At 66.1% G+C, this 25,193-nt stretch carries 20 protein-coding genes and 1 riboswitch; of the genes, 11 read left to right on the top strand and 9 right to left on the bottom strand.

Annotated elements, in window-relative coordinates; genetic code table 11:
- Positions 1 to 152 precede the first annotated feature (152 nt).
- The 3 genes from HUT07_RS04725 (at position 153) to HUT07_RS04715 (ending at position 2,512) form a co-directional block, all read left to right on the top strand.
- Positions 153 to 1,016 (top strand): pirin family protein, encoded by an 864-nt coding sequence (locus HUT07_RS04725; protein ID WP_176022472.1) that lies wholly within the window; start codon positions 153 to 155, stop codon positions 1,014 to 1,016.
- Between the two features lie 121 nt (positions 1,017 to 1,137).
- Positions 1,138 to 1,857: an aquaporin Z gene (aqpZ, locus tag HUT07_RS04720; RefSeq protein ID WP_176019964.1), complete on the top strand. Its 720-nt coding sequence runs from the start codon at positions 1,138 to 1,140 to the stop codon at positions 1,855 to 1,857.
- Between the two features lie 196 nt (positions 1,858 to 2,053).
- Positions 2,054 to 2,512 carry a hypothetical protein gene (locus tag HUT07_RS04715; protein ID WP_176019963.1) on the top strand — a complete coding sequence of 153 codons (459 nt, stop codon included), beginning with the start codon at positions 2,054 to 2,056 and terminating at the stop codon, positions 2,510 to 2,512.
- A gap of 84 nt (positions 2,513 to 2,596) precedes the next feature.
- On the opposite strand, the gene HUT07_RS04710 is transcribed toward HUT07_RS04715, so the two are convergent.
- Entirely contained in the window at positions 2,597 to 3,448 is an 852-nt protein-coding gene (locus HUT07_RS04710) for a pirin family protein (protein WP_176019962.1), read from the bottom strand.
- Between the two features lie 269 nt (positions 3,449 to 3,717).
- Between HUT07_RS04710 and HUT07_RS04705 the strand changes: the two genes are divergently transcribed.
- The gene (locus tag HUT07_RS04705) at positions 3,718 to 5,799 is read left to right on the top strand and encodes a carbon starvation CstA family protein (protein WP_176019961.1); all 2,082 of its coding nucleotides are present in this window, start codon (positions 3,718 to 3,720) and stop codon (positions 5,797 to 5,799) included.
- The gene (locus HUT07_RS04700; protein ID WP_025877091.1) at positions 5,799 to 6,023 is read left to right on the top strand and encodes a CstA-like transporter-associated (seleno)protein; all 225 of its coding nucleotides are present in this window, start codon (positions 5,799 to 5,801) and stop codon (positions 6,021 to 6,023) included. Before HUT07_RS04705 ends, HUT07_RS04700 begins: the two co-directional genes overlap by 1 nt.
- Before the next feature lie 333 nt (positions 6,024 to 6,356).
- On the opposite strand, the gene HUT07_RS04695 is transcribed toward HUT07_RS04700, so the two are convergent.
- Positions 6,357 to 7,499: a DUF3103 family protein gene (locus HUT07_RS04695; RefSeq protein WP_176019960.1), complete on the bottom strand. Its 1,143-nt coding sequence runs from the start codon at positions 7,497 to 7,499 to the stop codon at positions 6,357 to 6,359.
- A 172-nt stretch (positions 7,500 to 7,671) separates the two neighbouring features.
- A complete protein-coding gene (locus HUT07_RS04690) occupies positions 7,672 to 8,922 on the bottom strand; it encodes a DUF819 family protein (protein ID WP_176019959.1) in 1,251 nt (416 codons plus the stop codon).
- Between the two features lie 156 nt (positions 8,923 to 9,078).
- Between HUT07_RS04690 and HUT07_RS04685 the strand changes: the two genes are divergently transcribed.
- Positions 9,079 to 9,468, top strand: a complete 390-nt coding sequence (locus tag HUT07_RS04685; RefSeq protein WP_176019958.1) for a VOC family protein — start codon at positions 9,079 to 9,081, stop codon at positions 9,466 to 9,468.
- 37 nt (positions 9,469 to 9,505) lie between these two features.
- Here the strand turns inward: HUT07_RS04685 and HUT07_RS04680 are convergent, their stop codons facing one another.
- Positions 9,506 to 10,786 carry a HAMP domain-containing sensor histidine kinase gene (locus HUT07_RS04680; protein ID WP_176019957.1) on the bottom strand — a complete coding sequence of 427 codons (1,281 nt, stop codon included), beginning with the start codon at positions 10,784 to 10,786 and terminating at the stop codon, positions 9,506 to 9,508.
- Complete coding sequence (locus HUT07_RS04675) at positions 10,776 to 11,486, bottom strand: response regulator transcription factor (RefSeq protein WP_099818923.1); 711 nt, start codon at positions 11,484 to 11,486, stop codon at positions 10,776 to 10,778. Before HUT07_RS04675 ends, HUT07_RS04680 begins: the two co-directional genes overlap by 11 nt.
- Before the next feature lie 132 nt (positions 11,487 to 11,618).
- Here HUT07_RS04675 and HUT07_RS04670 point away from each other — a divergent pair, with 132 nt between their 5' ends.
- From HUT07_RS04670 to HUT07_RS04655, 4 genes are all read left to right on the top strand, one after another.
- The gene (locus tag HUT07_RS04670; RefSeq protein WP_176019956.1) at positions 11,619 to 13,322 is read left to right on the top strand and encodes a glycosyltransferase family 39 protein; all 1,704 of its coding nucleotides are present in this window, start codon (positions 11,619 to 11,621) and stop codon (positions 13,320 to 13,322) included.
- 112 nt (positions 13,323 to 13,434) lie between these two features.
- Positions 13,435 to 14,187: a phosphatase PAP2 family protein gene (locus tag HUT07_RS04665; protein ID WP_176019955.1), complete on the top strand. Its 753-nt coding sequence runs from the start codon at positions 13,435 to 13,437 to the stop codon at positions 14,185 to 14,187.
- The gene (locus HUT07_RS04660) at positions 14,184 to 15,833 is read left to right on the top strand and encodes a phosphoethanolamine--lipid A transferase (RefSeq protein ID WP_176019954.1); all 1,650 of its coding nucleotides are present in this window, start codon (positions 14,184 to 14,186) and stop codon (positions 15,831 to 15,833) included. The genes HUT07_RS04665 and HUT07_RS04660 overlap by 4 nt, the downstream gene beginning before the upstream one ends.
- A 595-nt stretch (positions 15,834 to 16,428) precedes the next feature.
- The gene (locus tag HUT07_RS04655) at positions 16,429 to 18,399 is read left to right on the top strand and encodes a M2 family metallopeptidase (protein WP_176019953.1); all 1,971 of its coding nucleotides are present in this window, start codon (positions 16,429 to 16,431) and stop codon (positions 18,397 to 18,399) included.
- Between the two features lie 122 nt (positions 18,400 to 18,521).
- Here the strand turns inward: HUT07_RS04655 and HUT07_RS04650 are convergent, their stop codons facing one another.
- The 3 genes from HUT07_RS04650 to HUT07_RS04640 all read right to left on the bottom strand — a co-directional run bounded on the left by HUT07_RS04650 (position 18,522) and on the right by HUT07_RS04640 (position 21,256).
- The gene (locus tag HUT07_RS04650; protein ID WP_176019952.1) at positions 18,522 to 18,914 is read right to left on the bottom strand and encodes a hypothetical protein; all 393 of its coding nucleotides are present in this window, start codon (positions 18,912 to 18,914) and stop codon (positions 18,522 to 18,524) included.
- A 77-nt stretch (positions 18,915 to 18,991) separates the two neighbouring features.
- Positions 18,992 to 19,888: a siderophore-interacting protein gene (locus HUT07_RS04645; RefSeq protein ID WP_176019951.1), complete on the bottom strand. Its 897-nt coding sequence runs from the start codon at positions 19,886 to 19,888 to the stop codon at positions 18,992 to 18,994.
- 141 nt (positions 19,889 to 20,029) lie between these two features.
- Positions 20,030 to 21,256, bottom strand: coding sequence for a multidrug effflux MFS transporter (locus HUT07_RS04640; RefSeq protein WP_176019950.1), 1,227 nt, complete (start codon positions 21,254 to 21,256; stop codon positions 20,030 to 20,032).
- 299 nt (positions 21,257 to 21,555) lie between these two features.
- A riboswitch (glycine riboswitch) is annotated at positions 21,556 to 21,658 on the top strand.
- 61 nt (positions 21,659 to 21,719) lie between these two features.
- Here HUT07_RS04640 and gcvP point away from each other — a divergent pair.
- On the top strand, positions 21,720 to 24,587 hold the full coding sequence (gene gcvP, locus HUT07_RS04635; RefSeq protein WP_176019949.1) for an aminomethyl-transferring glycine dehydrogenase: 2,868 nt from the start codon (positions 21,720 to 21,722) through the stop codon (positions 24,585 to 24,587).
- A 137-nt stretch (positions 24,588 to 24,724) separates the two neighbouring features.
- Here the strand turns inward: gcvP and HUT07_RS04630 are convergent, their stop codons facing one another.
- Positions 24,725 to 25,135, bottom strand: coding sequence for a VOC family protein (locus HUT07_RS04630; protein WP_176019948.1), 411 nt, complete (start codon positions 25,133 to 25,135; stop codon positions 24,725 to 24,727).
- Positions 25,136 to 25,193: the final 58 nt, after the last annotated feature.

Below are 25,193 nucleotides of genomic sequence, written 5' to 3'. Positions count from 1 at the left end.
TGATCTTGCTTCTGCCTTACGCGACCAACCAACCAACAGCCACGAGGGGCTGCGCCGTTGGCTGGAACAACCTGTTACCCGAACGGGGAATGCCACCGTCACGACAGCATGCGATGCTGACCGCCTTGATCCCTGCCAGCGAGAACGCCCGCATGACCACCATCATCGCCCCGCGCGTACACGACATCGGCGGCCTCGAAGTGCGTCGCGCCGTCCCCACCCTGCAGGCCCGCAGCATCGGCTCGTTCGTGTTCGTCGACCAGATGGGCCCGGCACTCATGCACCCCGGTACCGCCATCGACGTTCGCCCGCATCCGCATATCGGCCTGGCTACCGTCACTTACCTGTGGTCGGGCGCCATCGGCCACCGCGACACACTGGGGTCGGACCAGGTGATCCGCCCGGGCGATGTGAACTGGATGACCGCCGGCCGTGGCATCGCCCATTCCGAGCGCACGCCGCAACCGGACCGCGATCATGACAACCCGATCCACGGCATGCAGACCTGGGTCGCATTGCCGAAGTCGCATGAGGAAATCGAACCGGCGTTCTACCACCATGCCGCTGCCACCCTGCCCGAGCAACGTCGCAACGGCGCGTGGCTGCGGGTGATCGCCGGGCGCGCCTATGGCGAGGAGTCGCCGGTCAAGGTATTCGCCGACACCCTCAACGTGGCGATCGACCTCGACCCGGATGCAGAGATCGACATCGATGATGGTCATCGCGAGCGTGCGCTGTACATCCTCGAAGGCCAAGCCCAGCTGGATGGCGTGGACATTCCCGCCAAGCACCTGGTGATCCCCGAAGCCGGTGCGCGCGGCCGCCTGCGCGCGAAGACGCCGGTCAAGGCGATGCTGTTCGGCGGCGAGCCGCTGGATGGCCCGCGCCATCTGTGGTGGAACTTCGTTTCCAGTTCGAAGGAACGCATCGAGCAGGCCAAGCACGACTGGGAAGCCGGGCGCTTCGGCACCATTCCCGGTGACGACAAGGAATTCATTCCCCTGCCCGAGCATTGAGCATCGCGTGTTACACACATCCGAAGGTGTATCCCTGCACCCGGCGTTGACGCTACAGTCACCCGCTGATCACTGAAATGTGACATAAATCACACTTTAGACCGTCAAAGGAGTGCAACACATGAGCATGGGTAAACGCTTGTCCGCCGAGTTCCTCGGCACGTTCTGGCTGGTTCTGGGTGGCTGTGGCAGTGCCGTGCTGGCCGCCAAGTTCGGTGGCGACAGCAATCCGCTGGGTATCGGTTTCCTCGGCGTGGCCCTCGCCTTCGGCCTGACCGTGGTCACCGGCGCCTACGCCTTCGGCCACATCTCCGGTGCGCACTTCAATCCAGCGGTCAGCGTGGGCCTGTGGGCTGGCGGCCGCTTTCCGACCAAGGACCTGATCCCTTACATCATCGCCCAGGTGGCCGGCGGCCTGCTGGCCGGCTTCATCCTGCTGCAGATCGCCTCCGGTGCCAGTGGCTTCGCCATTGATGGCAGCCAGGCGGGTGCGTTCGCCAGCAACGGCTATGGTGCGCTGTCGCCCGGTGGCTACAGCGTGGCAGCCGCGTTCCTGTGCGAGGTGGTGCTCACGGCGGTGTTCCTGATCGTGATCATGGGTGCGACCCATGGCAAGGCGCCGGCGGGCTTTGCGCCGCTGGCCATCGGCCTGGCGTTGACCCTGATCCACCTGATCAGCATTCCGGTCACCAATACGTCGGTGAACCCGGCCCGCTCCACGGCGGTGGCCTTCTTCGCCGGCAGCGGCGCCACTGGCCAGCTGTGGCTGTTCTGGGTCGCCCCGCTGCTGGGCGGTGCGATCGGCGGCATCATCTACAAGTGGATCGGCAACGACCACTGAGCCGTGACCGTGCCATTGCGGCCGACCTTCGGCCGCAATGGTTACGGATGTAACCGCGATTTGTGCGATCGCTCACGTTCCGTTAAGGTCTGGTCATCCGCCCGTGCTTGTGCCGGGCAGGACGGCATCCGGGGATGGGATGCCTCGGCCGCCGATGACATCGGCGGTGCCAACGACACGCCACCTTGGGGGATGCATGAAGTTCGCGCCTGTTGTTTTGTCGAGCCTGCTGTTCGTTGCGGCGTCTGCCTGCGCGCAGGCCCCGGTCGAATGTCCTTCGTTGCCCGCCAGCAGCGGCCTGCAATGGCAGCAGCAGGCACAGTCCGGCTTCCTGATCTGCCGCGCGGCCACTGGGGACGGTCGCGAAGTGCTGAGCCTGATGCTCAGCCAGCGCGATCCGGGCATTCCGCTGACCCGCTCGCTGCGCCAGGAAAAGGGCAGCTTTGCCGGTGAATCGATGTACTGGTATCAGCCGGATCTGGGCGGCCAGCAGCCGCCCGGCTATGCCGAGCGCCGCATCAGCGTGGTCAAGCTGGACAAGGGCCGCTACGCGCAGATCGCGCTGTATCCCGACAGCTCCCAGGAACTGGGCGCGCTGCAGCAGCTTGCGCAGGGCATGAACCTGACGCCCTCTGCCGTCGCCGACGGCCGCTGAGGGGCTGCGGGGATGACTGCATTGCAGCGTCCCCGCAGGATCCGGCACACCGGGCGTCCGCCGGGCATAGCCCGGCGCTCCCCCTCAGAACCTGCCTTCCTGGAAATCAACGAAGGCCTGCATCAGTTCTTCGCGGGTGTTCATCACGAACGGGCCGTGGCGCATCACCGGCTCGCGCAACGGACGCCCCGCCACCAGGATCAACCGCGCACCGTCAGCACCTGCCGACAGATGCAGCTGCTCGCCGCCGCCCAGCACCGCCAGCTCCTGACGTGCCACGTCGCGCGCAGCGTCCTGCTCACCCACCGTCAGTCCACCTTCGAACACATAGGCGAATGCGTTGTGGCCTTCCGGCAGCGCGTAGGTCCAGGCGCGGTCGGCGGCCAGTTCGATATCCAGATACAACGGATCGGTGGCCGGCTGTGCAATCGGGCCCGCCGTGCCATCGACCGTGCCGGCGATCACCTTGACCTGCACGCCTTCTGCCGGCCGCACCACCGGAATCTTTTCCGGCGCGAATTCCTGGTACTTCGGCGCAGTCATCTTGTCGCGCGCCGGCAGGTTCACCCACAGCTGGAAGCCGCGCATCTGCCCGCTTTCCTGCTCGGGCATCTCCGAATGCACCAGACCACGGCCTGCAGTCATCCACTGCACGCTGCCCGGGGTCAGCAGGCCTTCGTTGCCGTGATTGTCGCGATGCCGCATGCGGCCATCGAGCATGTAGGTAACGGTCTCGAAACCACGATGCGGATGCTCGGGGAAACCGGCGATGTAATCCTCTGCGCGATCGGTGCCGAACTCATCGAGCAGCAGGAACGGATCGAGGTCGGGCAGCGACGGACCGCCGATGACCCGGGTCAGGCGAACACCGGCACCGTCGGAGGTGGGCATGCCACGGATGGTGCGCAGAACGCGGACCGGCTCGGGAAGGCTCATGGTGACTCCTGTTGGATGGATGCCAGTAAAAATGGACGCTGCAGCGCGCAACGCCAATGGATGCCGTCGCAACCGATTGTTCCATCCCTGGTGTTCGCCGCATGTCATGTCCGCGCGCCGGCATCGCCTGCGTTCTGGGCAGCGAGGGAACATCGCCACCTGCCAGACCCATGTACGACCAAAGTACTACCGCAGAATGGTCCCGTGCACATTGACCCTGCCAGGGGCACGCGGGACTCTTTGCCTGTCTTTCCGGGAGAGAGCACCTCATGAAAGGTTTTTCCAAAATAGGCTGGGCGGCCCTCGCCCTGCTCGGCGCGTTCTGCCTGGGTACGGTGGCGCTTCGACGCGGTGAGCACATCAACGCGTTGTGGATCGTGGTGGCGGCGGTATCGCTGTACCTGGTCGCCTACCGCTTCTACAGCCTGTTCATCGCCGACAAGGTGATGCAGCTCGATCCGACCCGGGCCACCCCGGCGGTGATCAACAACGATGGCCTGGACTACGTACCAACCAACAAGCACGTGCTGTTCGGCCACCACTTCGCCGCCATTGCCGGTGCCGGCCCGCTGGTCGGCCCGGTCCTGGCCGCGCAGATGGGCTACCTGCCCGGCCTGCTGTGGCTGGTGGTCGGCGTGGTGCTGGCCGGCGCGGTGCAGGACTTCATGGTCCTGTTCCTATCCAGCCGCCGCAACGGCCGCTCACTGGGTGACCTGGTGCGCGAGGAGATGGGCCAGGTGCCCGGCACCATCGCCTTGTTCGGTGCCTTCCTGATCATGATCATCATCCTGGCCGTGCTGGCGATGGTGGTGGTCAAGGCGCTGGCGGAAAGCCCGTGGGGCATGTTCACGGTGATCGCGACGATGCCCATCGCGATCCTGATGGGCGTGTACATGCGCTACATCCGACCGGGCAAGATCGGTGAGATCTCGGTGGTGGGCCTCGTGCTGCTGTTGGCCGCGATCTGGTACGGCGGCAAGGTCGCTGCCGATCCGGTGTGGGGCCCAGCCTTCACCTTCACCGGTACCCAGATCACCTGGATGCTGATCGGCTACGGTTTCGTCGCCTCGGTGCTGCCGGTGTGGCTGCTGCTGGCCCCCCGCGATTACCTGTCGACCTTCCTCAAGATCGGCACGATCATCGCACTGGCCATCGGCATCGTGGTGGTGATGCCGGAACTGAAGATGCCGGCGCTGACCCAGTTCGCCGCCAGCGGCGACGGCCCGGTGTGGAAGGGCGGCATGTTCCCGTTCCTGTTCATCACCATCGCCTGCGGCGCAGTGTCGGGCTTCCATGCACTGATCTCCTCTGGCACCACGCCCAAGCTGCTGGCCAATGAAGCGCACATGCGCTACATCGGCTACGGCGGCATGTTGATGGAATCGTTCGTGGCGGTGATGGCGCTGGTCGCGGCCTCGATCATCGATCCGGGCATCTACTTCGCAATGAACAGCCCGGCGGCGGTGATCGGTGCCGATGCGGCATCGGCCGCGCACTTCATCACCAATACGTGGGGCTTCACGATCACCCCGGAACAGCTGACCGCCACGGCGGCGGCCATCGGTGAACCGACCATCCTGCACCGCGCTGGTGGTGCGCCAACCTTGGCCGTGGGCATCGCGCAGATCCTGCATGAAGCGATCCCCAGTGGCAGCAACGCGATGATGGCGTTCTGGTACCACTTCGCCATTCTGTTCGAAGCATTGTTCATCCTCACCGCAGTGGATGCCGGTACCCGCGCCGGACGCTTCATGCTGCAGGATCTGCTCGGCAACTTCGTGCCAGCCCTGAAGAAGACCGAATCGTGGACCGCCAACATCATCGGCACGGCGGGCTGCGTGGCACTGTGGGGCTACCTGCTGTACACCGGCGTGGTTGATCCGTTCGGCGGCATCCAGACGTTGTGGCCGCTGTTTGGCATCTCCAACCAGATGCTGGCGGGCATCGCGCTGATGCTGGGTACCGTGGTGCTGTTCAAGATGAAGCGTGACCGTTACGCGTGGGTCACTGCGGTGCCTGCGGTGTGGCTGCTGATCTGCACCACCTATGCCGGTTTCATCAAGATCTTCGACAGCAACCCGGCGCAGGGCTTCCTGGCCCAGGCACACAAGTTCCAGGATGCATTGGCCAGCGGCACCATCACCGCACCCGCCAAGTCGGTCGCACAGATGCAGCAGATCGTGGTCAACGCCTACGTCAACACCGGCTTGACCGCACTGTTCCTGCTGGTGGTGGCATCGGTGCTGGTGTATTCGATCAAGACGATCGTGGCGGCGCGCCGCAATCCGCAGCGCAGTGACCGCGAGACCCCGTACGTGGCGCTGAAGCCGCATGAAATGGTGGACCTGTAATGAGTACGCAACTGGTTCCGGTGGGGCAGTACCAGGCACATCGTCGGATCTGGCGGCGCCTGGTGCAGACCGCGCGGTTGTGCTGCGGCATTCCCGACTACGACAACTACGTGCGGCATGTGCGGGAGAAGCATCCGGACCGCGAGCCGATGGATTACAAGACGTTCTTCCGCGAACGGCAGGAAGCGCGGTATGGCGGGCGCAACGGTGGTCGCTGCTGTTGAAGTGTGAGGTGGGTGCCGGGCTTGCAGCCCGGCGCCCGCAGAAGCAACGGCAACTGCAACTGCAACGGCCGAAGCGTCGGCTCTGGGTTTCTGTTGGGTTGGCGGGGCGGTGTGGGCTTGCAGGACACGCCGTAAACCCGTCCATGGGGGCTCGATGGCGCCAACGGTCCTGCAAGCCCACACCGCCCCACCTTTGACAGATTTCCGGTGACGGTGCGGAAACATCAGGGGTCGGATCCGTTTTCCTTTGGAAAACGGATCCGACCCCTTTTTGTTCGTGGATGCCGATGGAATTGATCCGCGGATGGCGGTTTCGGGTGCGGTCCGGCGGGACTACTCCGTGAGCGTGATCGGGGTCAGGGTGACCTTGGCGTTGTTGGCCGCGCCCATGCGGTCCTGGTAGGCCTGACCGCGCTGCAACAGGTAGTAGCTGTCGAGATAGTCGATGTCATTGGCAAACCACGACGTCGGCATGGCCTTGAGGATCGCGCCTGCGATGTCGGCGATGACGGCATACTCGGGGGCGAAGGCGCCCAGTGCCGCTTTGACGCCGTTGCTCAGCGCCACCAGAAGCTCCTGGTAATTGGTATCGCCGTCGTCCTCGAACAGCTGTACGTTGGCAGCGTTGAAGCGATAGTTGCCCCAGATGATCAGCGGTTGCTGCGGGGTGTAGTCGGTACCGTCGTAGTCCAGGTACGGCATGTCGACGGTGACCATCTCCGGTGCGGTGGCGCCCACCTGCAGGCCGGAAACAACAGCGAACACCTCGGCCGCCCCCAGCGCCCAGGGCTCCTGGTCGTCGGCCAGGCGGATGCGGTCCAGGCGGGTGATATCCAGCGAAGCCTGCGTGCCGTCAGCCGACAGCCGGATGCGTTCGGGCGATTGCAGGCCGCGGGCCTTCAGCCCCGCATTGACCAGGGCCATGCCCTCCTGCACGGCACGCCGCGTGTCGACGTCGACGATCAGCACCGGAAAATCCGGGGCCTGTTTCGCATCCAGTACATGCGCGCGGCCGTGCGCATCGTAGGCGGTGATCGTGGTCCAGTCGCGATCATTGCCACGCGGCAGACTGGCCACCCACAGCGGGTGCGGATTGATGGCCGCCAGCGAGTGCCCCTCGGGCACGTACGCACGCAGCTGCAGCAGCCCCTGCCCCTGTGCCGGGAGCCCCTTGCGCTGGCGCAGCTGGCGATCGCCGGCTGCCAGCGCTGCACTAGCCAGCGTATGCGCCTGCGGATCGAAACGGCCCATCAACGATTGCACCGACACGCCCTGCTCCGGCACCGCATGCAGCGAGCTGCGCACTGCATCGGCGAACCCTGGCTGGGCGAACAGTGCCGCCACCTCGCGCGCACCGGCATCCGTCAGCACCTGTACATCGGCGCCGCCGGCCCTCACCGGTCCCTGCGCGAATGCCCCCGTGCTGGCCAGCAACAGCACCAGTGCGGAAACCCGAAACCTCCATTGCTTCGTCATCGACGGCCCCATCGAACGTCGCCGGCAACGCCGGCAGGAGCTTCCCACGCTACGTCGCACGCGCCATACGTTCCGGTATGTGCCGCACAGTTCCGGCAGTATCCTGCGCAAAGCAGCCGAGCGTGGGCTCGGCTCTACCCGTTTCTGATTTCCGTGGCGGCCGCGAGAGGGCTCAGCCGTTGGCCATCCACTTCAGGATCAACCCGGTCACGTACGCCAGGCCGGTACCGGTGGCGTAACCGACCGTGCCCAGCAGCACGCCCACCGGCGCCAGCGTCGGATGGAACGCTGCCGCCACCACCGGTGCCGAGGCAGCGGCGCCGATGTTGCCCTGCGAACCGATCGCGAAGAAGAACAGCGGTGCGCGCACCAGCTTGGCGACGATCCACAGCACAAGGACATGGGTGGCCATCCAGATCGCACCGAGCAGGAACAGCCACGGACGATCCAGCAGCGACAGCAGGTTCATCTGCATGCCGATGCAGGCGATCAGGAAGTACAGGAACACGGTGCCCAGACGCGAAGCACCGGCCGCTTCCAGCCGCCGCGCGCGGGTGAAGCTGAGGGCCAGGCCCATCGCAGTGGACAGCAGGATCACCCAGACAAACTGACTGTCGAGGCTGAACTGGCTGGCCCAGCTGACGTTGGTCTTGAACCAGCCCGACAATGGCGCAGCAATCGCATGGGCCAGGCCGACGCCACCCAGCGCCACACCGACGATCACCATCAGGTCAGTCATGCTCGGGATGCGTGCGTTCTGCGCGTCGTAGGCGCTGATGCGCGCCTTCATCTCATCGATGGCGCGGGTGTCGGCACCGTTGCGGGCATCGATCTGCTGGGCGCGGTTGGCCATGAACAGCAGGATCGCCATCCACAGGCTGGCGCAGGCCACGTCGACCACGGCGAACTGGCCAAAGGTGGTGGCATCGGTGCCGAACACTTCGCGCATCGCGACCATGTTGGCGCCGCCGCCGATCCAGCTGCCCGCCAATGCGGCCATCCCGGCCCAGGTGTCGCCAGCCACGGTTTCCGGGTGGATCAGCTTCATCACCTGGAAGGAGACGATGGCACCGAGCATGATGCCGGCGGTGCCGGCGCAGAACACCAGCAGCAGCTTCGGCCCCAGCTTGGCGATGCCCTTCAGGTCGATCGACAGGGTCAGCAGGACCAATGCCGCCGGCAGCAGCACGTCACGTGCGACCGGGTTGTACAGCGAGGTGTTGTGGCCATCGATGACACCGGCGGTGTTGTAGATGGCAGGGATGAAATAACACAGCAGCAGTGCGGGTACCCAGGCGAAGATCTTCTTCAGCAAGGGCGTGGGGCCGCTGGCAGCCCAGAAGATCAGGGCGAGCGTGGCGGCAATCAGACCCAGGCCAACGATATCGTTGCTGATCAGGGCAGTAGCGGGTTCGGTCGGCATGGGATCCTCTGTCGATCGAAAGAGCGGAAAAGAAAAGCGCCGCATAAGCGGCGCGGGTCGAAATTAACATAGTCTTCACGCAGGGTCATGCTGCGCTGCTTGCGGCAGCGCGCGGGCCTGCCGAGAATCGCAGCATTCCCTTCTGGAGCCTGCCCCATGCAACTCGGCGCTTTTTCAGTCAGCCTGGCAGTGAAGGACCTCGCCATCTCGCGTGCGTTCTATGAGGCGCTCGGGTTCTCGGTGACCGGTGGTGATGCGTCGCAGAACTGGCTGGTACTGCGCAACAACGGCATCGTGGTCGGCCTGTTCCAGGGCATGTTCGAGGGCAACCTGCTGACCTTCAACCCTGGTTGGGACCAGCACAAGCAGGAGCTGGCATCTTTCCAGGACGTCCGCGAGATACAGACCGAACTGGATGCGAAGGGGATTGAACTGGCGCTCCGTACTGATCCTGATGGCCAGGGCACGGGCTACCTGCAGCTGGCCGATCCAGACGGCAATGTGATCCTGATCGACCAGCACGTAGCGCGGCCAACGGGGGGCTAGCGCCCCTCGGATTGCCGGCCAGCGGCCGGCACTACCCTCAATTCGGGCGCGCGGCGCCGAAATCGAGCGAGGCCAGGGTACCGCGCGGCTGACAGGGCTGCAGCTGCAGGGTCCAGCCCAGATGCTCACACAGCCGCGCGATCAGCTCCAGGCCGATGCCGCCGCGGTCGCCTCGCTCCCCGCGCGCCATCCGCGCGTGGATCGCAGCGATCTCTTCCGGACTCATGCCATGGCCGGGGTCCTGCAGGGTCAACACCGCTGCCGAGGTCAGGCGCAGCTCGATATGACCGCGGCCGCTGTTCTCGATCGCGTTGCGCAGCAGGTTGCCGATCGCGGCCTGCACCACGGCCAGCGGTGCGACAATGTCCACCGGCGCAGCCTGGATGCCGATGCTCAGGTCCTTGTCGCCGAGCAGGTGGCGATGGTCGTCGACGATCTCCGGCAGCAGCTGGTCCAGGGCGATGCGCTCGGCGCGGCTGGCCAGGCGTGCGGGATCACGTGCCAACACCAGCAACAACTCGATCAGCTGCTCGACGCCCTGCGCGGTACGCAGCACACGCTGCATCTGCTGGCGTGCGCGCTCAGGCAGGCCTGGCTGCTCCAGGGCCAGCTCGGCGGCACCGGTCATCACCGCGATCGGCGTGCGCAGTTCATGGCTCGCGGTACTGATGAACACCCGCTCGCGCTCGACGAACTGCTCGTTGCGATCAAGATAGTCGTTCAGCGCATCGGCAATGGTGTGCAGCTCGGAACTGCCGCGCGGATCAACGTGGATGCGCTGGCCCTGCACGCCCGGCCGCAGTGCACCGATGTGCTGGGCCAGCAGGCTCAGCGGGCGCACCATGCGCTCCATGCCGAACGAGGCCATCAACACGGTGACGAAGATCATGATGATGCCGGCGAGCATCACCCAGCGCGTGGCGAACTGTTCCAGGTCGTGGAAATCGGAGATGTCCAGGGCCAATGCAACCCGCCCCATCGAGCCGGTATCGCGCACCATCACCGCCGTCTCGCGCTCGCCGATCATCACCCCGTCATGCAACCCCGGATGCAGGCTGCGCAGGCTGGAGGGCATGTTGGCTTCATTGAAGCGGAACAGGCTCAGCGTGTCCGAATCCTGCCAGCGATAGTGCGGCTCGTGCTCGGTGTGTTCGACGATGCTGTCCAGTTCGGAATTGAGCAGCGCGCGCCACGCGGCATGCTCGGCGTGTTCATGCACGTAGTTGCCCACGCTGAACACCGCCAGCGAGATCAGCGCCAGGTAGCCCAGCAGCCACCACACCACCCGCCGGTACAGCGGCCCGGGTTTACGCGCCATCGTCATCGTTCCGTGCGTCGGCGCCTGCGGTGGACGCCAGCCGGTAGCCAACCCGCGGCAGGGTGTGGATCAGCTTGTCGGCAAACGGGCCGTCCACGCTGCGGCGCAACTCGTACACGTGCGAGCGCAGCAGGTCGCCATCCGGTGGTTCATCACCCCACAGTGCGAATTCCAGCTGCTGCCGGGTGACCGCCCCCGGGCTGGCCCGCATCAGCACTTCCAGCAGCTTGCGGCAGGCCGGGTACAGGTGCAGTACCTGGCCTGCGCGCTGCGCCTCCAGGGTCGCGAGGTCCAGCACCAGGTCGCCCACCTGCAGGCGCTTGCGCGGATTGCGACCCTGCGCGCGCAGCAGCAGCGCCTCCAGGCGTACTTCCAGTTCCGGCAAGGCGAACGGCTTGGTCAGGTAATCATCCGCCCCGGCGCGGAAGCCAGCGATCTTGTCCGGCAGTTCGTCGCGCGCGGTCAGCATGATCACCGGCACTTCCGAGGCATGTTCGGAACGCAGCCGCCGCAGCACCTCCGGGCCTTCCATGCGTGGCAGCATCCAATCCAGGATCACCGCGTCATACGGATGGCTGCCCGCCAGGTGCAGGCCAGTGATGCCGTCCGGGGCCACGTCGAGCACATGCCCGCGCGACTCGAAATAGTCGAACAGGTTGGCCACCAACTGGCGGTTGTCCTCGATCACCAACAGGCGCATGCACGAAACATCCACGGAAGTTCATGCCATGGTAGCGCTGCGGATGTCGGAATGCGGTCGCCGTGTCGGCGACTCTGACGACTTTCCCACGTACCCCTCGCCAGAATGGCCGTTTTGCTCTCGGAGCCCGCCGTGCCCGTAGCCCTGCCCCGCCGCTGGCACCTTCCCCTGCTGTGGCTGCTGATCGTGATGGCGCTGGCTGCTGGTCTTGGCATGCGCCAGCCGCAGCCGCCGGACGAACCACGCTTCGTGCTGGCCGCACGCGCCATGGTGGACAGCGGCGAGTGGCTGCTGCCGCACCGGGGCAGTGAGCTGTACGCAGAAAAGCCTCCGGTGTTCATGTGGCTGCAGGCCGCTGCCCACCAGGTGGTCGGCAGCTGGCAGTGGTCGTTCCTGCTGCCGTCGCTGCTGGCCGCGCTGCTCAGCCTGTGGCTGGTTTCAGACCTGGCTCGCCGGCTGTGGTCGCCACGCCATTCGCTGTACGCACTTGGCGCACTGTTCTGCACCCTGCAGTTCGGCCTGATGGCCAAGCGCGCGCAGATCGACATGGTGCTGGTGGGCATGACTACGCTGGCCCTGTGGGGCCTGCTGCGTCATCTCTGCGAACGGCGCAACCTGCCGGCGCTGTGGCTGGCCGGCTTCGCCGCCGGCGTCGGCACAGTGACCAAGGGCGTGGGCTTCCTGCCGCTGTTGATGGTGCTGCCCTGGTTCGGCTGGTGGCTGTACCAGCGCCGTCGCGGCCTGCCGCTGGACGGCCCCCACCCCGCCAGCCTGCTGTGGCTGATTCCGGCTTTCCTGCTGGGCACGGCGGTCTGGCTGGCGCCTCTGGGCTGGGCGCTGCTGCATGAGCCCAGTGCATCGCTGCAGTCGTACGCGCACGAGCTGCTGTTCAAGCAGACCGGCACCCGCTATGCCAACGCCTGGCACCATCGCCAGCCGGTCTGGTACTACCTGCAGGTAATCGCCACCCTGTGGCTGCCGGGCGCCCTGTTGCTGCCGCTGATGGTCAAGCCGTGGTGGCGCCGGCTGCGTCGCGGTGACCGGCGCCAATGGCTGCTGCTGGGCTGGGCCGCGCTGGTCCTGCTGTTCTTCACTGCCAGCCCCGGCAAGCGTGAGGTGTACGTACTGCCGATGTTGCCTGCGATGGCACTGGCAGTGGCGCCGCTGCTGCCCGGCCTGCTGCGCCGCCTGTGCGTGCGCCGCTACCTGTTCGGCTACAGCCTGCTGCTGATGCTGGCCACCGGCGCGCTGGGCGTGATGATGCTGACCGACAGCCCCTGGGCGCAGGCGCAGCTGGCACGGCGGGCGATGCCCGACACGTTGCTGCCCGCGTTCGGCGACGGCCTGCTGACCTTCGCCATCGCCGTGGCGACACTGGCGGTGTGGCTGCGGGTACGGCGCGCGGCCACGCTCGTACTGCTCACCCATGGCCTGCTGTGGATGCTGTACGGACTGGTGCTGATACCGGCGCTGGACCCCTATGCCTCGGCGTCGGCGGTGATGCGCCGGGTGGGCACGCGGATCGGACCCGATGCGGAACTGGCACTGGTGGCCTGGCGCGAACAGAACCTGCTGCAGGCCGACCGGCCGGTGCGCGAGTTCGGCTTCAAGCGGCCGTGGGCGGAGCAGTGGCACGACGCTGGCCCGTGGTTGGCCGAGGCCCCGGACAAGCGCTGGTTGCTGGTGCTGGACCAGGCGATGAGCCCCTGTGTCGATCCAGCCCAGGTCATCGAGATCGGTGTTGCAAATCGCAATCGTTGGCAATTGCTTCCAGGCACCGCGTGGGACCCGGCCTGCCACGCCGAACGCGCCGGCGCCAACGAAGACGAAGACTGAACGACAATTCGCGGCGGGGGCGTATTAACCCGGTGCAAACGCAGGTACGACCCTTCTCCGACATGCCAGTGACGAGCATGGCCGCGGATTCCCGTAACGGCCCCTTCCCTGCATGCCCGCTCGTCCTCTTGCCCCGGCAGTCTCCTTCGCGCCATCGCTGTTGGCGTCGCGTTTTGCCGTTACCCATCTTTGGCTGCCTTCTGCAATCGGCATTGCGGTGTTCACCCTGCTGATGGGCTTCGGTGGTGACCAGTGGCTGGCCGACCATCTGTTCCGGCTGGAAGGCGGCCATTGGGCGCTGCAGGATGCGTGGCTGACACGTTCGGTGGTGCACAAGGCCGGCAAGTGGCTGAGCACCACAGCGGCCCTGGTAGCGATGCTGCTGTGCTTCCATCACTGGCGCCGCGGCCGCGATCGCAGGCTGCGTTGGGCGCTGCTGTATGTGGTGGTCGCCGTGGCACTCGGCACCGGGCTGATCTCGCTGCTGAAGTCACTGGTGCCGATGGACTGCCCGTGGGATCTGCTGCGCTATGGCGGACACGAACCGTTCGTCGGCCTCTTCAGCAGCCGCCCGACCGGCATGGCCGCGCGCGCCTGTTTCCCCGCCGGCCACGCCAGCGCGGGATACGCATGGCTGTGCCTGTATTTCTTCGCCCTGCTGTGGCGACCGTCGTGGCGCTGGGCCGGGCTGTGGATCGGCCTCGGCAGTGGCCTGGTATTCGGTATCGGCCAGCAGCTTCGCGGCGCCCATTTCCTTTCGCATGACGTTGCCACCGCCTTGATATGTTGGCTGCTGTCGCTGGGCCTGTACCTGATGGTCCGCCGCCAGTTGGACCGCTCGACCCGCCAGGAGGCGATTGCATGAACGCATCGGTCCAACGTTCCTTCCGGTTGCCGACACTGGCCAGCATCCGCGCATGGCGGCCGCAGCTGTCCACCGAAGCGCTGATCGTCCTGACCAGCCTGTTCTTCGCTGTCGCCGGCAACGGCCTGTTCTGGCACAGCGCCATGGCCAGCCATCCGGGCAGCCTGCGCTACGCGCTGTCGCTGTTCCTGCTGCTGCTCGGCGCACACGGCGTGTTGCTGGGCATCCTGGTGTGGCGCTGGAATGCCAAGGTGGTGATCAGCGTACTGCTGCTGGTCACCGCGTTTGCCGCGCACTACATGAGCCGTTACCACATCTACCTGGATGCGGACATGCTGCGCAACGTGCTGGCCACCGACCCGAAGGAAAGCCGCGAACTGATGACGGTGTCGCTGTTGTGGCCGGTACTGCTGCTGGCGGTGCTGCCGATGGTGGTGGTGTGGCGCGTTGAACTGCGCCGCCGCAGCTGGGGCCGCAGCCTGCTGTGGCGCGTCGGTTTCCTGCTGGTCGCCGCGGCCACCGCACTGGGTGGCGCGCTGGTGTCCTTCCAGGATGTGTCGGCCTTGATGCGCAACCAGCGCGAAGTGCGCTACCTGGCGACACCCGCCAATGTGCTGCTGGGGCTGCCGCGTGCGCTGCGTGGCGACAATCCTGTGCAACGTGCGCCGAAGCTGCCGATCGGTACCGATGCCAAGGCGACCCCGCGCGCACCGACCAGCAAACCACGCCTGCTGGTGATCGTGATGGGCGAAACGGTCCGCGCGCAGAACTGGGGCTTGAATGGTGGTCGCAACACCACGCCGGAGCTGGCCCAGGCGGCAGTGGTCAATTTCCCGGACATGCACTCGTGCGGCACCAGCACCGAGGTATCGCTGCCGTGCCTGTTCTCACCGTGGGGACGCCACGAGTACGACGAGAAGAAGATCCGTGCGCACCAATCGCTGCTGCATGTACTGAACCGCGCCGGCATCACGCCGCTGTGGCGCGACAATCAGTCTGGTTGCAAGGGCGTATGCGAGGGGCTGGACTTCCAGTCGCTGTCGGACGCAACCACGCCGGGGCTGTGTGCCGATGGCCGCTGCATGGATGAGATCCTGCTGCAGGATCTGGCGACCCAGGTGCGTGCGCGCCCGGGTGACCGGGTGGTGGTGATGCACCAGCTGGGCAACCACGGACCGGCCTACTTCGAGCGCTACCCGGCCGCCTTCCGCCGCTTCACCCCGACCTGCGATACCCGCGACATCGGCCGCTGCACGCGCGAAGAGATCACCAACAGCTACGACAACGCCGTGCTGTACACCGATCATTTCCTGAGCAAGACCATCGGCACGCTGCAGGGCCTGCAGGACTACGACACGGCGATGATCTACCTGTCCGATCACGGTGAATCGCTTGGCGAAAAGGGCCTGTACCTGCACGGCGTGCCGTACGCGATCGCCCCGGCCGAACAGACCCGTGTGCCGATGACGATGTGGTTCTCGCCAGGGTTCGCCAGCAGCCGTGGGCTGGATCTGCAGTGCGTGCGCAAGCGTTCGGCCGCGTATACCGACCATGACAACCTGTTCCCGTCGGTGCTGGGCCTGATGCAGGTGAAGACCTCGCTGTACGAGCGCGATCGCGATCTGTTCGCCAACTGCGAGAGTTAGGGTTGTTCGGCAGGGCTTGCAGCCCTGCACCCGCGGAGGCAACGGCAACGGCAACGGCAACAGCAACGGCCGAAGCAACAGCAGAAGCGGGTTTCCTAAGGGGTGGCGGGGTGGGTCCGGTGGCGGGAGACGCCGTAAACCCATCCATGGGGGCTTGGCCGCGGCATCCATGCCGCGGACACTCCCGCCACCGGACCCACCCCGCCTTCGACAGTTGGCCGCGATCTGTCGGAACGACGTATTGCCCTGGTGGGTGTCGACCGTTGGTCGGCACGAATGAATTCATTCGATGTCTGACAGATGTGCCGACCAACGGTCGGCACCTACCAACAGCCGCGTGAACCTGTCGAAGGTGGGGCGGTGTCGGAGTGCGGGGTGTCAGCCGCATGGATGCGGCTGCCAAGCCTACAGGGACGTACTTGCGGCGTCCCCGCACTCCGGCACCGCCCCGCCAAACCACAGATAGCCCGCATTTGACGTTGACGTTGCCTTGGCCTCTGCGGGTGCAGGGCGCAGCCCTGCCGACCTTTGCCACTTGCGGTAGCAGCGACGGCCCACTAGCCTTCGGCCGTCGTTCACCACCCAAGGACCGCCCGTGAAACACCGTCATCTCCTGCTGGCCGCGGCAATCGCCACCGCCACGCTGGCCCTGGCCGCCTGCAAGAAGGAAGCTGCCCCAGGCACCGATACCGCCAGCAGCAGCGCGCCGGCCGGCGAAACCGCCGACCAGTTTGTCGCCCGCATCAATGCCGAATTCAAGGCGGCCTACCCGGAGATGACCTCGGCCCAGTGGCTGTCCTCCACTTACATCAACAGTGATTCAGAGCGCATCGCCGCCAAGGCCAACGAGCGTTCGCTGACCCAGCTCAACAGCTGGATCGAGCAGGCCGGCAAGTACGACGGCAAGCCGATGAGCGAGGACAGCAAGCGCGCGATCCACCTGCTGAAGCTGATGTCGTCGATGCCGGCACCGCGCGACCCGGCCAAGCTGGCCGAACTGACCCAGATCGCCACCCGCATGGAAGGCAGCTACGGCGCAGGCAAGTACTGCACCGACGCCAACGATCCGAATTCCTGCCGCCAGCTGGGCGAGCTGGAGCAGGTGCTGGCGCGCAGCCGCGACTACGACCAGCAGCTCGATGCCTGGCAGGGCTGGCACAGCACCACCAAGAACATGCGCGGCGATTACCAGAAGTTCGTCGGCCTGGTGAACGAAGGCGCCAAGGGCATGGGCTTCACCGATGCCGGGCAGATGTGGCGCAGTGGCTATGACATGCCGCCGGAGCAGATCGGCCCGGAAACCGACCGCCTGTGGGAACAGGTCAAGCCGATGTACGAGCAGCTGCACTGCTACGCGCGCGGCAAGCTGGACAAGACCTACGGCAAGGACAAGGCCGAGGTGGGCAACGGCCTGATCGCCGCGCACCTGATGGGCAACATGTGGCAGCAGGACTGGTCGAACCTGTGGGACCAGCTGGAACCGTACCCGGGCGCCGGCAGCCTCGACATCACTGCGGCCCTGGAAAAGCAGTACCAGACCAACCTGAGCGCGGCGCTGGCCAAGGCCGGCAAGGATGCCAACGTGGCCGCGCAGTACAAGGCGCAGCGCGAAGCCGAACTGCGCACCGCCAAGCAGATGACCGAGCGTGCGCAGGACTTCTACGTGTCGCTGGGCATGCCGTCATTGCCGCAGTCCTACTGGGACAAGACCCAGTTCATCAAGCCCGATGACCGCGACGTGGTCTGCCACGCCAGTGCCTGGGACATGAACATGGAAGGCGACGTGCGCACCAAGATGTGCATCAAGCCCAACGAAGAAAACTTCACCACCATTTACCATGAGCTGGGCCACATCTATTACGACCTGGCCTACAACCCGCTGCCGCCGCTGTTCCAGGGCGGTGCCAACGATGGCTTTCATGAAGCAATCGGCGACACCATCGTGCTGGCGATGACGCCGAAGTACCTCAGCTCGATCGGGCTGGTCGACGCGCCGACCGAGAGCCGCGAGGCGGTCATCAACAACCAGATGCGCATGGCGCTGTCCGGTGTGTCGTTCCTGCCGTTCGGCCTGATGATCGACCGCTGGCGCTGGGGTGTGTTCGATGGTTCGATCACCGCGGACAACTACAACAAGGCCTGGTGGGACCTGAAGGCCAAGTACCAGGGCGTGGCACCGGCCACTACCCGTGGTGAAGAGTTCTTCGATCCGGGCGCGAAGTACCACGTGCCGGGCAACACCCCGTACACCCGCTACTTCCTGGCGCGCATCCTGCAGTTCCAGTTCTACAAGGGCCTGTGCGACGCGTCCGGCTTCAAGGGCCCGCTGCACGAGTGCACCTTCTACGGCAACAAGGAAGCCGGCCAGAAGTACTGGGCGATGCTGAGCAAGGGTGCCAGCCAGCCCTGGCAGGCCACGTTGAAGGAACTGACCGGCTCGGACAAGCTCGATGCCGGCCCGATGATCGAGTACTTCAGCCCCGTCAACGCCTGGTTGAAGCAGCAGAACGAAGGCCAGATGTGCGGCTGGCAGGCCAACGCAGCACCGGCAGCAGCGGCGAAATGAAAGAAGGGGCGGGTCCGCGAGGATCCGCCCCTTCTCCGTGTTGTAGAGCCGAGCCATGCTCGGCTGCTTTTCATCACACCGCTGCGCTCGCCGGGCATGGCCCGGCGCTACCGCGATGACGATCAGCTGTTCTTCTTCGCCGCCATCGCCGCAGCCAGCGCGGCCTTGAATTCCTCGAAGGTCTGGCCCTTCTCGTTGGCTTCAGCCTGCGCCGCATCGCGCAGCGCATCCGAATAGATCAAGCGCACCGGCGTGCCCTGCCGTTCGTGCAGCTCACCGGCCTGCATGATCAGCGCCAGCACCTGCGCCGCGCTTTCGCTCTGGCCGGCAATGCGGCCATCCATGCCCAGCACCCATTCGCCATCGCGACGGACGACGCCGGCCAGCAGCGTGCGCTGGGTGTCGCGCAGTTCGGCATGCGGCTCGACGGGCGAGGCGGTGGCGGCGGCCTTGTTGGCAGCCTGCTGTTCCTGGCGACGGCGCTGGTCGCGGCGGGATTTGGAAGAGGTCGACATCGGTGGGGCTTGCATTGCGGGGGCGCAAGGATAACCCACGCCACCTGCATGCTGGTTCACACCGGCACGGCTTCGGCTCAGTCCAGCACCCGCCCCTGCCGCCAGTAGCCCATGAAGGTGATCGCGCGACGATCCAGCCCGCAGTCCTTCACCAGATGCCGGCGGATCGCCATTACCGCTCCCGCCTCACCTGCCACCCAGGCATACAACGGCTCAGCCACGCGGGCATCGGCCTGCTCCCAGAGGATCTGTGCATCGACATCGATGTCCTCCAGTTCAGCGCCGGCAACCACGCTTGAAGCCGCCGCCAGCCGCGCCTGCACCGCGTGCAGCAGGGGCGCCCCGTAAGCCGCCTGTCCGCGCGGCAACCAGACCAGCTCGGCCGTGGCCGGCGCCTTCAATGGCACCGCGTCACCGGCCTGGCCGACCTCCAGCAGGGCCAGCGTACGTGGCGGCTCGGCCAGCGCGGCCAGTTCTTCAAGAATACCGGCCACCGCCGGCAGCGCGGTTTCATCGGCCACCAGCAGCACCTGGCCGACACCCGCCGGCGGCTTCCACTCCCAACCTTCGCTGCTGTCGGCACAGTCGGCGTCGGGGGCCAGCAGCACCACGCGGTCGCCCGGACGGGCGTGGATGGCCCAGCGCGAGGCTGGCCCGGTCTCGCCATGCAGGACGAAATCCACGTCCACCTCGCACCGTTCCGCGCGCAGTTGACGGATGGTGTAGGTGCGCATCGGCGGTCGCGCGTCATCTGGCAGCGCCCGGTAACGGGCATACCAGTCTTCGCCGCTGGGCACGTGCGGCGCGTCCTGCCCGGGCAAGGGGAAGAACACCTTGATGCGTTGGTCCGGGCCTTCAGTCTTCATGCGCGCTACATCGGCGCCGGTGAACACCAGGCGGTCCAGAGAAGGAGAAAGAACGCGGCGCTCCTTCAGCGCCACCTCGAACAGGCGGTAGGTCTGCTGCGCAGCCATGGGGGTACCTCATGCGACGACATCGGAATGGCTGGCTGTCGTGCATCCACGAACCGGCTCGCTGGAAACCCCAGCCTAGCCCCTGCCCGCAGCGCCGCAAGGGGGCACTGCGCGATGCTGTGCCCTACCCCTGCGCGACGCTCAATGCGCCGTGCCGGCTGCCTCTGATGCGCGTTCGCGCTGATGCTCCCAGAACCAGAACAGGAAGCCGGCCGCGAAGAAGCCCGCCTGCCCCAGTGCCAGATGCAGCGGGCTGTCGTGCAGCAGCGGTGACACCACACCCGCCACCACGGTGCTGATCATCAGCTGCACGAAGGCCTGCAGCGACGAGGCCAGACCGCGCTGCTGCGGATACATGTCCAGCACTGCCAGCGCCAGGATCGGGAAGATCAGCGCCATGCCCATGCCGCCCAGGAAGATCGGCATCACCGCCCACGGCAACGCGAACTGCGGTGCCAGGCTGACGTAGCCGATGTTCAACACCGCAGAGACCGCACACAAGGTGAAGCCAAGGGAGACCTGCCGCGTCGGCGTGCTGTGCCCGGCCATGCGCCCGGACAGGAACGAACCGGTGGTCATGCCGCCGATGGTGGGAATGAACAGCCAGGCAAAGCCGCCCTCACCCAGGTGCAGGTGCTGCATCACGATGGCCGGCGCCGAGGAGATGTACAGGAAGATGCCGCCAAAGCCGATGCTGCCCGCCAGCGCCAGGCGCAGGAAACGCGGGTTGAAGCCGATGCGCACGTAGTCGCGCATCAACGTGCGTGGCGACAGTGCGACCCGTGCCTGCGCCGGATGGGTTTCCGGCAGGAAGCGCGCGGTGGCCGCCAGCAGCACCAGCGCGAATACCACCAGGAACCAGAAGATCAGCGGCCAGCCGGCACCGCTGAGCAGGATCCAGCCGCCGATGATTGGCGCGATGGCCGGGGCGATGCCGAACAGCATCGACACCTGGCTCATCAGCCGCTGCGCGTCGTGGCCGTGGTACAGGTCGCGGATCACCGCCCGGCCAACGATCATGCCGACACCGGCAGACAGGCCCTGCAGCGCGCGGAACGCCAGCAGCGTGGTCAGGTCGGTGGACAACGCGCAGCCCACCGAGGCGCCGACGAAGATCACCAGGCCGCCGAGGATCACCCGCTTGCGCCCCCACGCATCGGACAGCGGGCCGTGGGCCAGGCTCATCAGGCCGTAGAACAGCAGGTAGACGCTGATGGTCTGCTGCACGGCCACCTCGTCCACCGCCAGGCGCTGGGCCAGCTGCGGGAATGCAGGAAAGATGGTGTCGATCGAGAACGGACCGAACATGGCCAGGCCAGCGAGCAACAGGGCCATGCGGCGGGTGGAAGGAGCAACAGCGGCGGTCATCGGGCAAGCGTCCGGCAGGGCCATGCGTGACACGCACGGCGGGCGCCGATCCCCTGCAGCAGGGACGGCGCCAGATGAATACGAGAATCCGCCCATCATAGGTGGGGAATGCGCGCGATGCCATGCACGGGTGCACAGAACGCACGCCCGGGCCATCGGCCATTCAGGCCTGTGAGGCCGTTGCGGGCCACCGTCGGGCGCCGGCAAGAGGCTATAATCGGCGGGCAACATGGTGGGAGAAGCAGGTCACCGCTGCCGAAGGCGCAACGCCCGTAATCGCTCAGGCCCGATACCACCCGTAACAGAACTCTGGAGAGACCGGTTCGATCCGGCGCCGAAGGGGCACGAAGCTGCGGTTTCCCGCGCTTTTAAACTCTCAGGCAAAAGGACAGAGGGGCGCCCGCAGACCGCCGACCGGCGGCTTGTGCCCGTGCGTGTGCCCTTTCCTGACGGATCCTTCGCCATGTCCCAGAACACCCCTTCCCTGCGTGAGCTCGAGCACCATTCCGCGTTCGTCGAGCGTCACATCGGCCCCAACGATGCCGAGATCGCGCAGATGCTCGGCGTCATCGGCCACGCCTCGCTGGATGCGATGACCGATGCCATCGTCCCGGCCAAGATCAAGTCGCCGGCACCGCTGGCGCTGCCGGAGTCGATCACCGAAGTGCAGGCGCTGGCGAAGATCCGCGCGATCGCCGACAAGAACACCGTGCTGCGCAGCTTCATCGGCCAGGGCTACTACGGTACCCACACGCCGAACGTGATCCTGCGCAACATCCTGGAAAACCCGGCCTGGTACACCGCCTACACCCCGTACCAGGCGGAAATCTCGCAGGGCCGCATGGAAGCGCTGATCAACTTCCAGACCCTGTGCGCCGACCTGACCGGCATGGAAATCGCCAACGCCTCACTGCTGGACGAAGCCACTGCCGCCGCTGAAGCAATGACCCTGGCCAAGCGTTCGGCCAAGTCGAAGTCGGACACCTTCTTCGTGCATGACGCCGTGCACCCGCAGACGCTGGAACTGCTGCGCACCCGCGCCGAGCCCATGGGCATCGTGCTGCGCGTCGGCACTCCGGCCGAAGCGCTGGAAGCGGAAGCCTTCGGCCTGCTGCTGCAGTACCCGGATACCTTCGGCCAGGTGGGCGACTACAAGGCGCTGGTCGATGCCGTGCATGCGCGCGGCGGCCTGGTGGCCGTGGCCACCGACCTGCTGGCCCTGACCCTGCTGGCCGCCCCGGGCGAATGGGGTGCGGACATCGTGGTCGGCAACAGCCAGCGTTTCGGCGTGCCGTTCGGCTTCGGTGGCCCGCATGCTGCGTTCATGGCCTGCCGTGACGCCTACAAGCGTTCGATGCCGGGCCGCCTGATCGGCGTCTCGATCGACGCGCAGGGCAACCCGGCCTACCGCCTGACCCTGCAGACCCGCGAGCAGCACATCCGCCGCGAGAAGGCCACCTCCAACATCTGTACCGCGCAGGTGCTGCTGGCGGTGATGGCCTCGATGTACGCCGTCTACCACGGCCCGGAAGGCCTGACCCGCATTGCCCGCCGCACCCATCGCCTGGCCTCGATCCTGGCCGCAGCGCTGCGCAATGCCGGCGTGCAGGTCGGTGGCGATTTCTTCGACACCCTGCATGTCACCGGTGTGCACGCCGATGAGATCCATGCCAAGGCCCGCGCCGCCGGCTACAACCTGCGCGCGATCGACAGCGACTCGGTCGGCATCAGCCTGGACGAAACCACCACCCGCGCCGACATCGTGGCCCTGGCCGCGGTGTTCGGTGCGCAGCTGGATGTGGACGCACTGGACGCCAGCACCGCCGATGCGCTGCCGGCCGGTCTGCTGCGCCAGTCCGCGTTCCTGACCCACCCGGTGTTCAACACCCACCACAGCGAGCACGAACTGCTGCGCTACCTGCGTTCGCTGGCCGACAAGGACCTGGCGATGGACCGCACGATGATCCCGCTGGGTTCTTGCACCATGAAGCTCAACGCCACCGCCGAGATGATCCCGGTGACCTGGCCGGAGTTCTCGCAGATCCACCCGCTGGTACCGGCCGACCAAGCGCTGGGCTACAAGGAACTGATCGATTCGCTGGAAGCGATGCTGGTCGAGTGCACCGGCTACGACGCGGTCAGCCTGCAGCCGAACTCCGGCGCGCAGGGCGAGTACGCCGGCCTGCTGGCGATCCGCGCCTACCACCGCTCGCGCGGCGAAGATCATCGTGACATCTGCCTGATCCCGGATTCGGCGCACGGCACCAACCCGGCCTCGGCACAGATGTGCGGCATGAAGGTCGTGGTGACCAAGACCGATGCCAACGGCAACGTCGACGTCGAGGACATCCGCCTCAACGCCGAGAAGTACAGCGATCGCCTGGCCGCGATCATGATGACCTACCCGTCCACGCATGGCGTGTTCGAGGAGGAAGTGGTCGAGATCTGCGAGATCATCCACAAGCACGGCGGCCAGGTGTACACCGACGGCGCCAACATGAACGCCCTGGTCGGCGTGGCCAAGCCGGGCAAGTGGGGTTCGGACGTTTCGCACCTGAACCTGCACAAGACCTTCTGCATCCCGCACGGCGGCGGCGGCCCGGGCGTTGGCCCGTGTGCGGTCAAGTCGCACCTTGCCCCGTTCCTGCCGGGCAAGCTGGGTGACAACGGCCCGGTCGGCATGGTCAGCGCGGCCAGCTTCGGCAGCGCCTCGATCCTGCCGATCAGCTGGATGTACATCGCGATGATGGGCACCGAAGGCCTGCGCAAGGCCACCCAGGTCGCCCAGCTCAACGCCAACTACATCGCCAAGCGCCTGGCCCCGCACTTCAAGACCCTGTACACCGGTCGCAACGGCCTGGTCGCGCACGAGTGCATCCTCGACGTTCGCCCGCTGGAGAAGACCAGCGGCATCGGCGCCGAGGACGTGGCCAAGCGCCTGATCGACTTCGGTTTCCATGCCCCGACCCTGAGCTTCCCGGTGGCCGGCACGCTGATGGTCGAGCCGACCGAAAGCGAATCGCTGCACGAGCTGGACCGCTTCATCGACGCGATGATCCAGATCCGCGAAGAGATCACCGCGATCGAAGACGGCCGCCTGGACCGCGAGGACAACCCGCTGAAGAACGCCCCGCACACCGCCACGGCGGTGACGGCCAGCGAATGGACCCACGCCTACCCGCGTGAACTGGCCGCCTTCCCGCTGCCGAGCCTGAAGCTGCAGAAGTACTGGCCGCCGGTGGCCCGCGTGGACAACGTGTACGGCGACAAGAACGTGATGTGTGCGTGCATCCCGGTCGATGCCTACAAGGATGATGAAGTCGAGGCGTAAGCCTTCGCGGCATCGGTAGAAGAACGGCCCGCGCAAGCGGGCCGTTCTCGTTTGCATCCACGCATGGCGTGGATCTACGACCTGCCACGGTAGGCGCATTCTTCAGTAGATCCACGCCATGCGTGGATACCTTGCCGTCACGGGTCCGGCATCTGCCCCAGGCTCAGCTGCCACGACACGCCGAAGCGGTCCTGTACCCAGCCGTAGCGGCTGCTGAATTCCTGCTCGCCCACCGGCATCAGCCAGTGCCCGCCCTCGCCCAGCACGCGCGCGGCACGCTCGAACGATTCGGCACCGGCACATTCAACGAACAGCGATATCGAGGGCGTGAACGTGAAGTCGTGCACATCCAGGCTGTCGAAGCACAGGTAGTGGGTGCCGCCGAGCAGGAAAATGGCCTGGCGCACCTGCCCGGGAACGCCCGCGCCCGCCCCGTCCGGATGACGCTGCAGGGCCAGCAGGCGGAATTCCGCAAAGGCTTCGGCGTACAGGGCGAGCGCGGCTTCGGCCTGGCCGGTGAACATCAGGAAGGGACGGCTGCGCAGCATGCGGTGCTCCTGGTCGACGGGCCGGTGACGGCCCACGCAAGCAGGATTGCACGCCGAA

Source organism: Stenotrophomonas sp. NA06056, assembly GCF_013364355.1.
Taxonomy (GTDB): domain Bacteria; phylum Pseudomonadota; class Gammaproteobacteria; order Xanthomonadales; family Xanthomonadaceae; genus Stenotrophomonas.
This window is presented reverse-complemented; position numbering and strand designations above follow the sequence as displayed.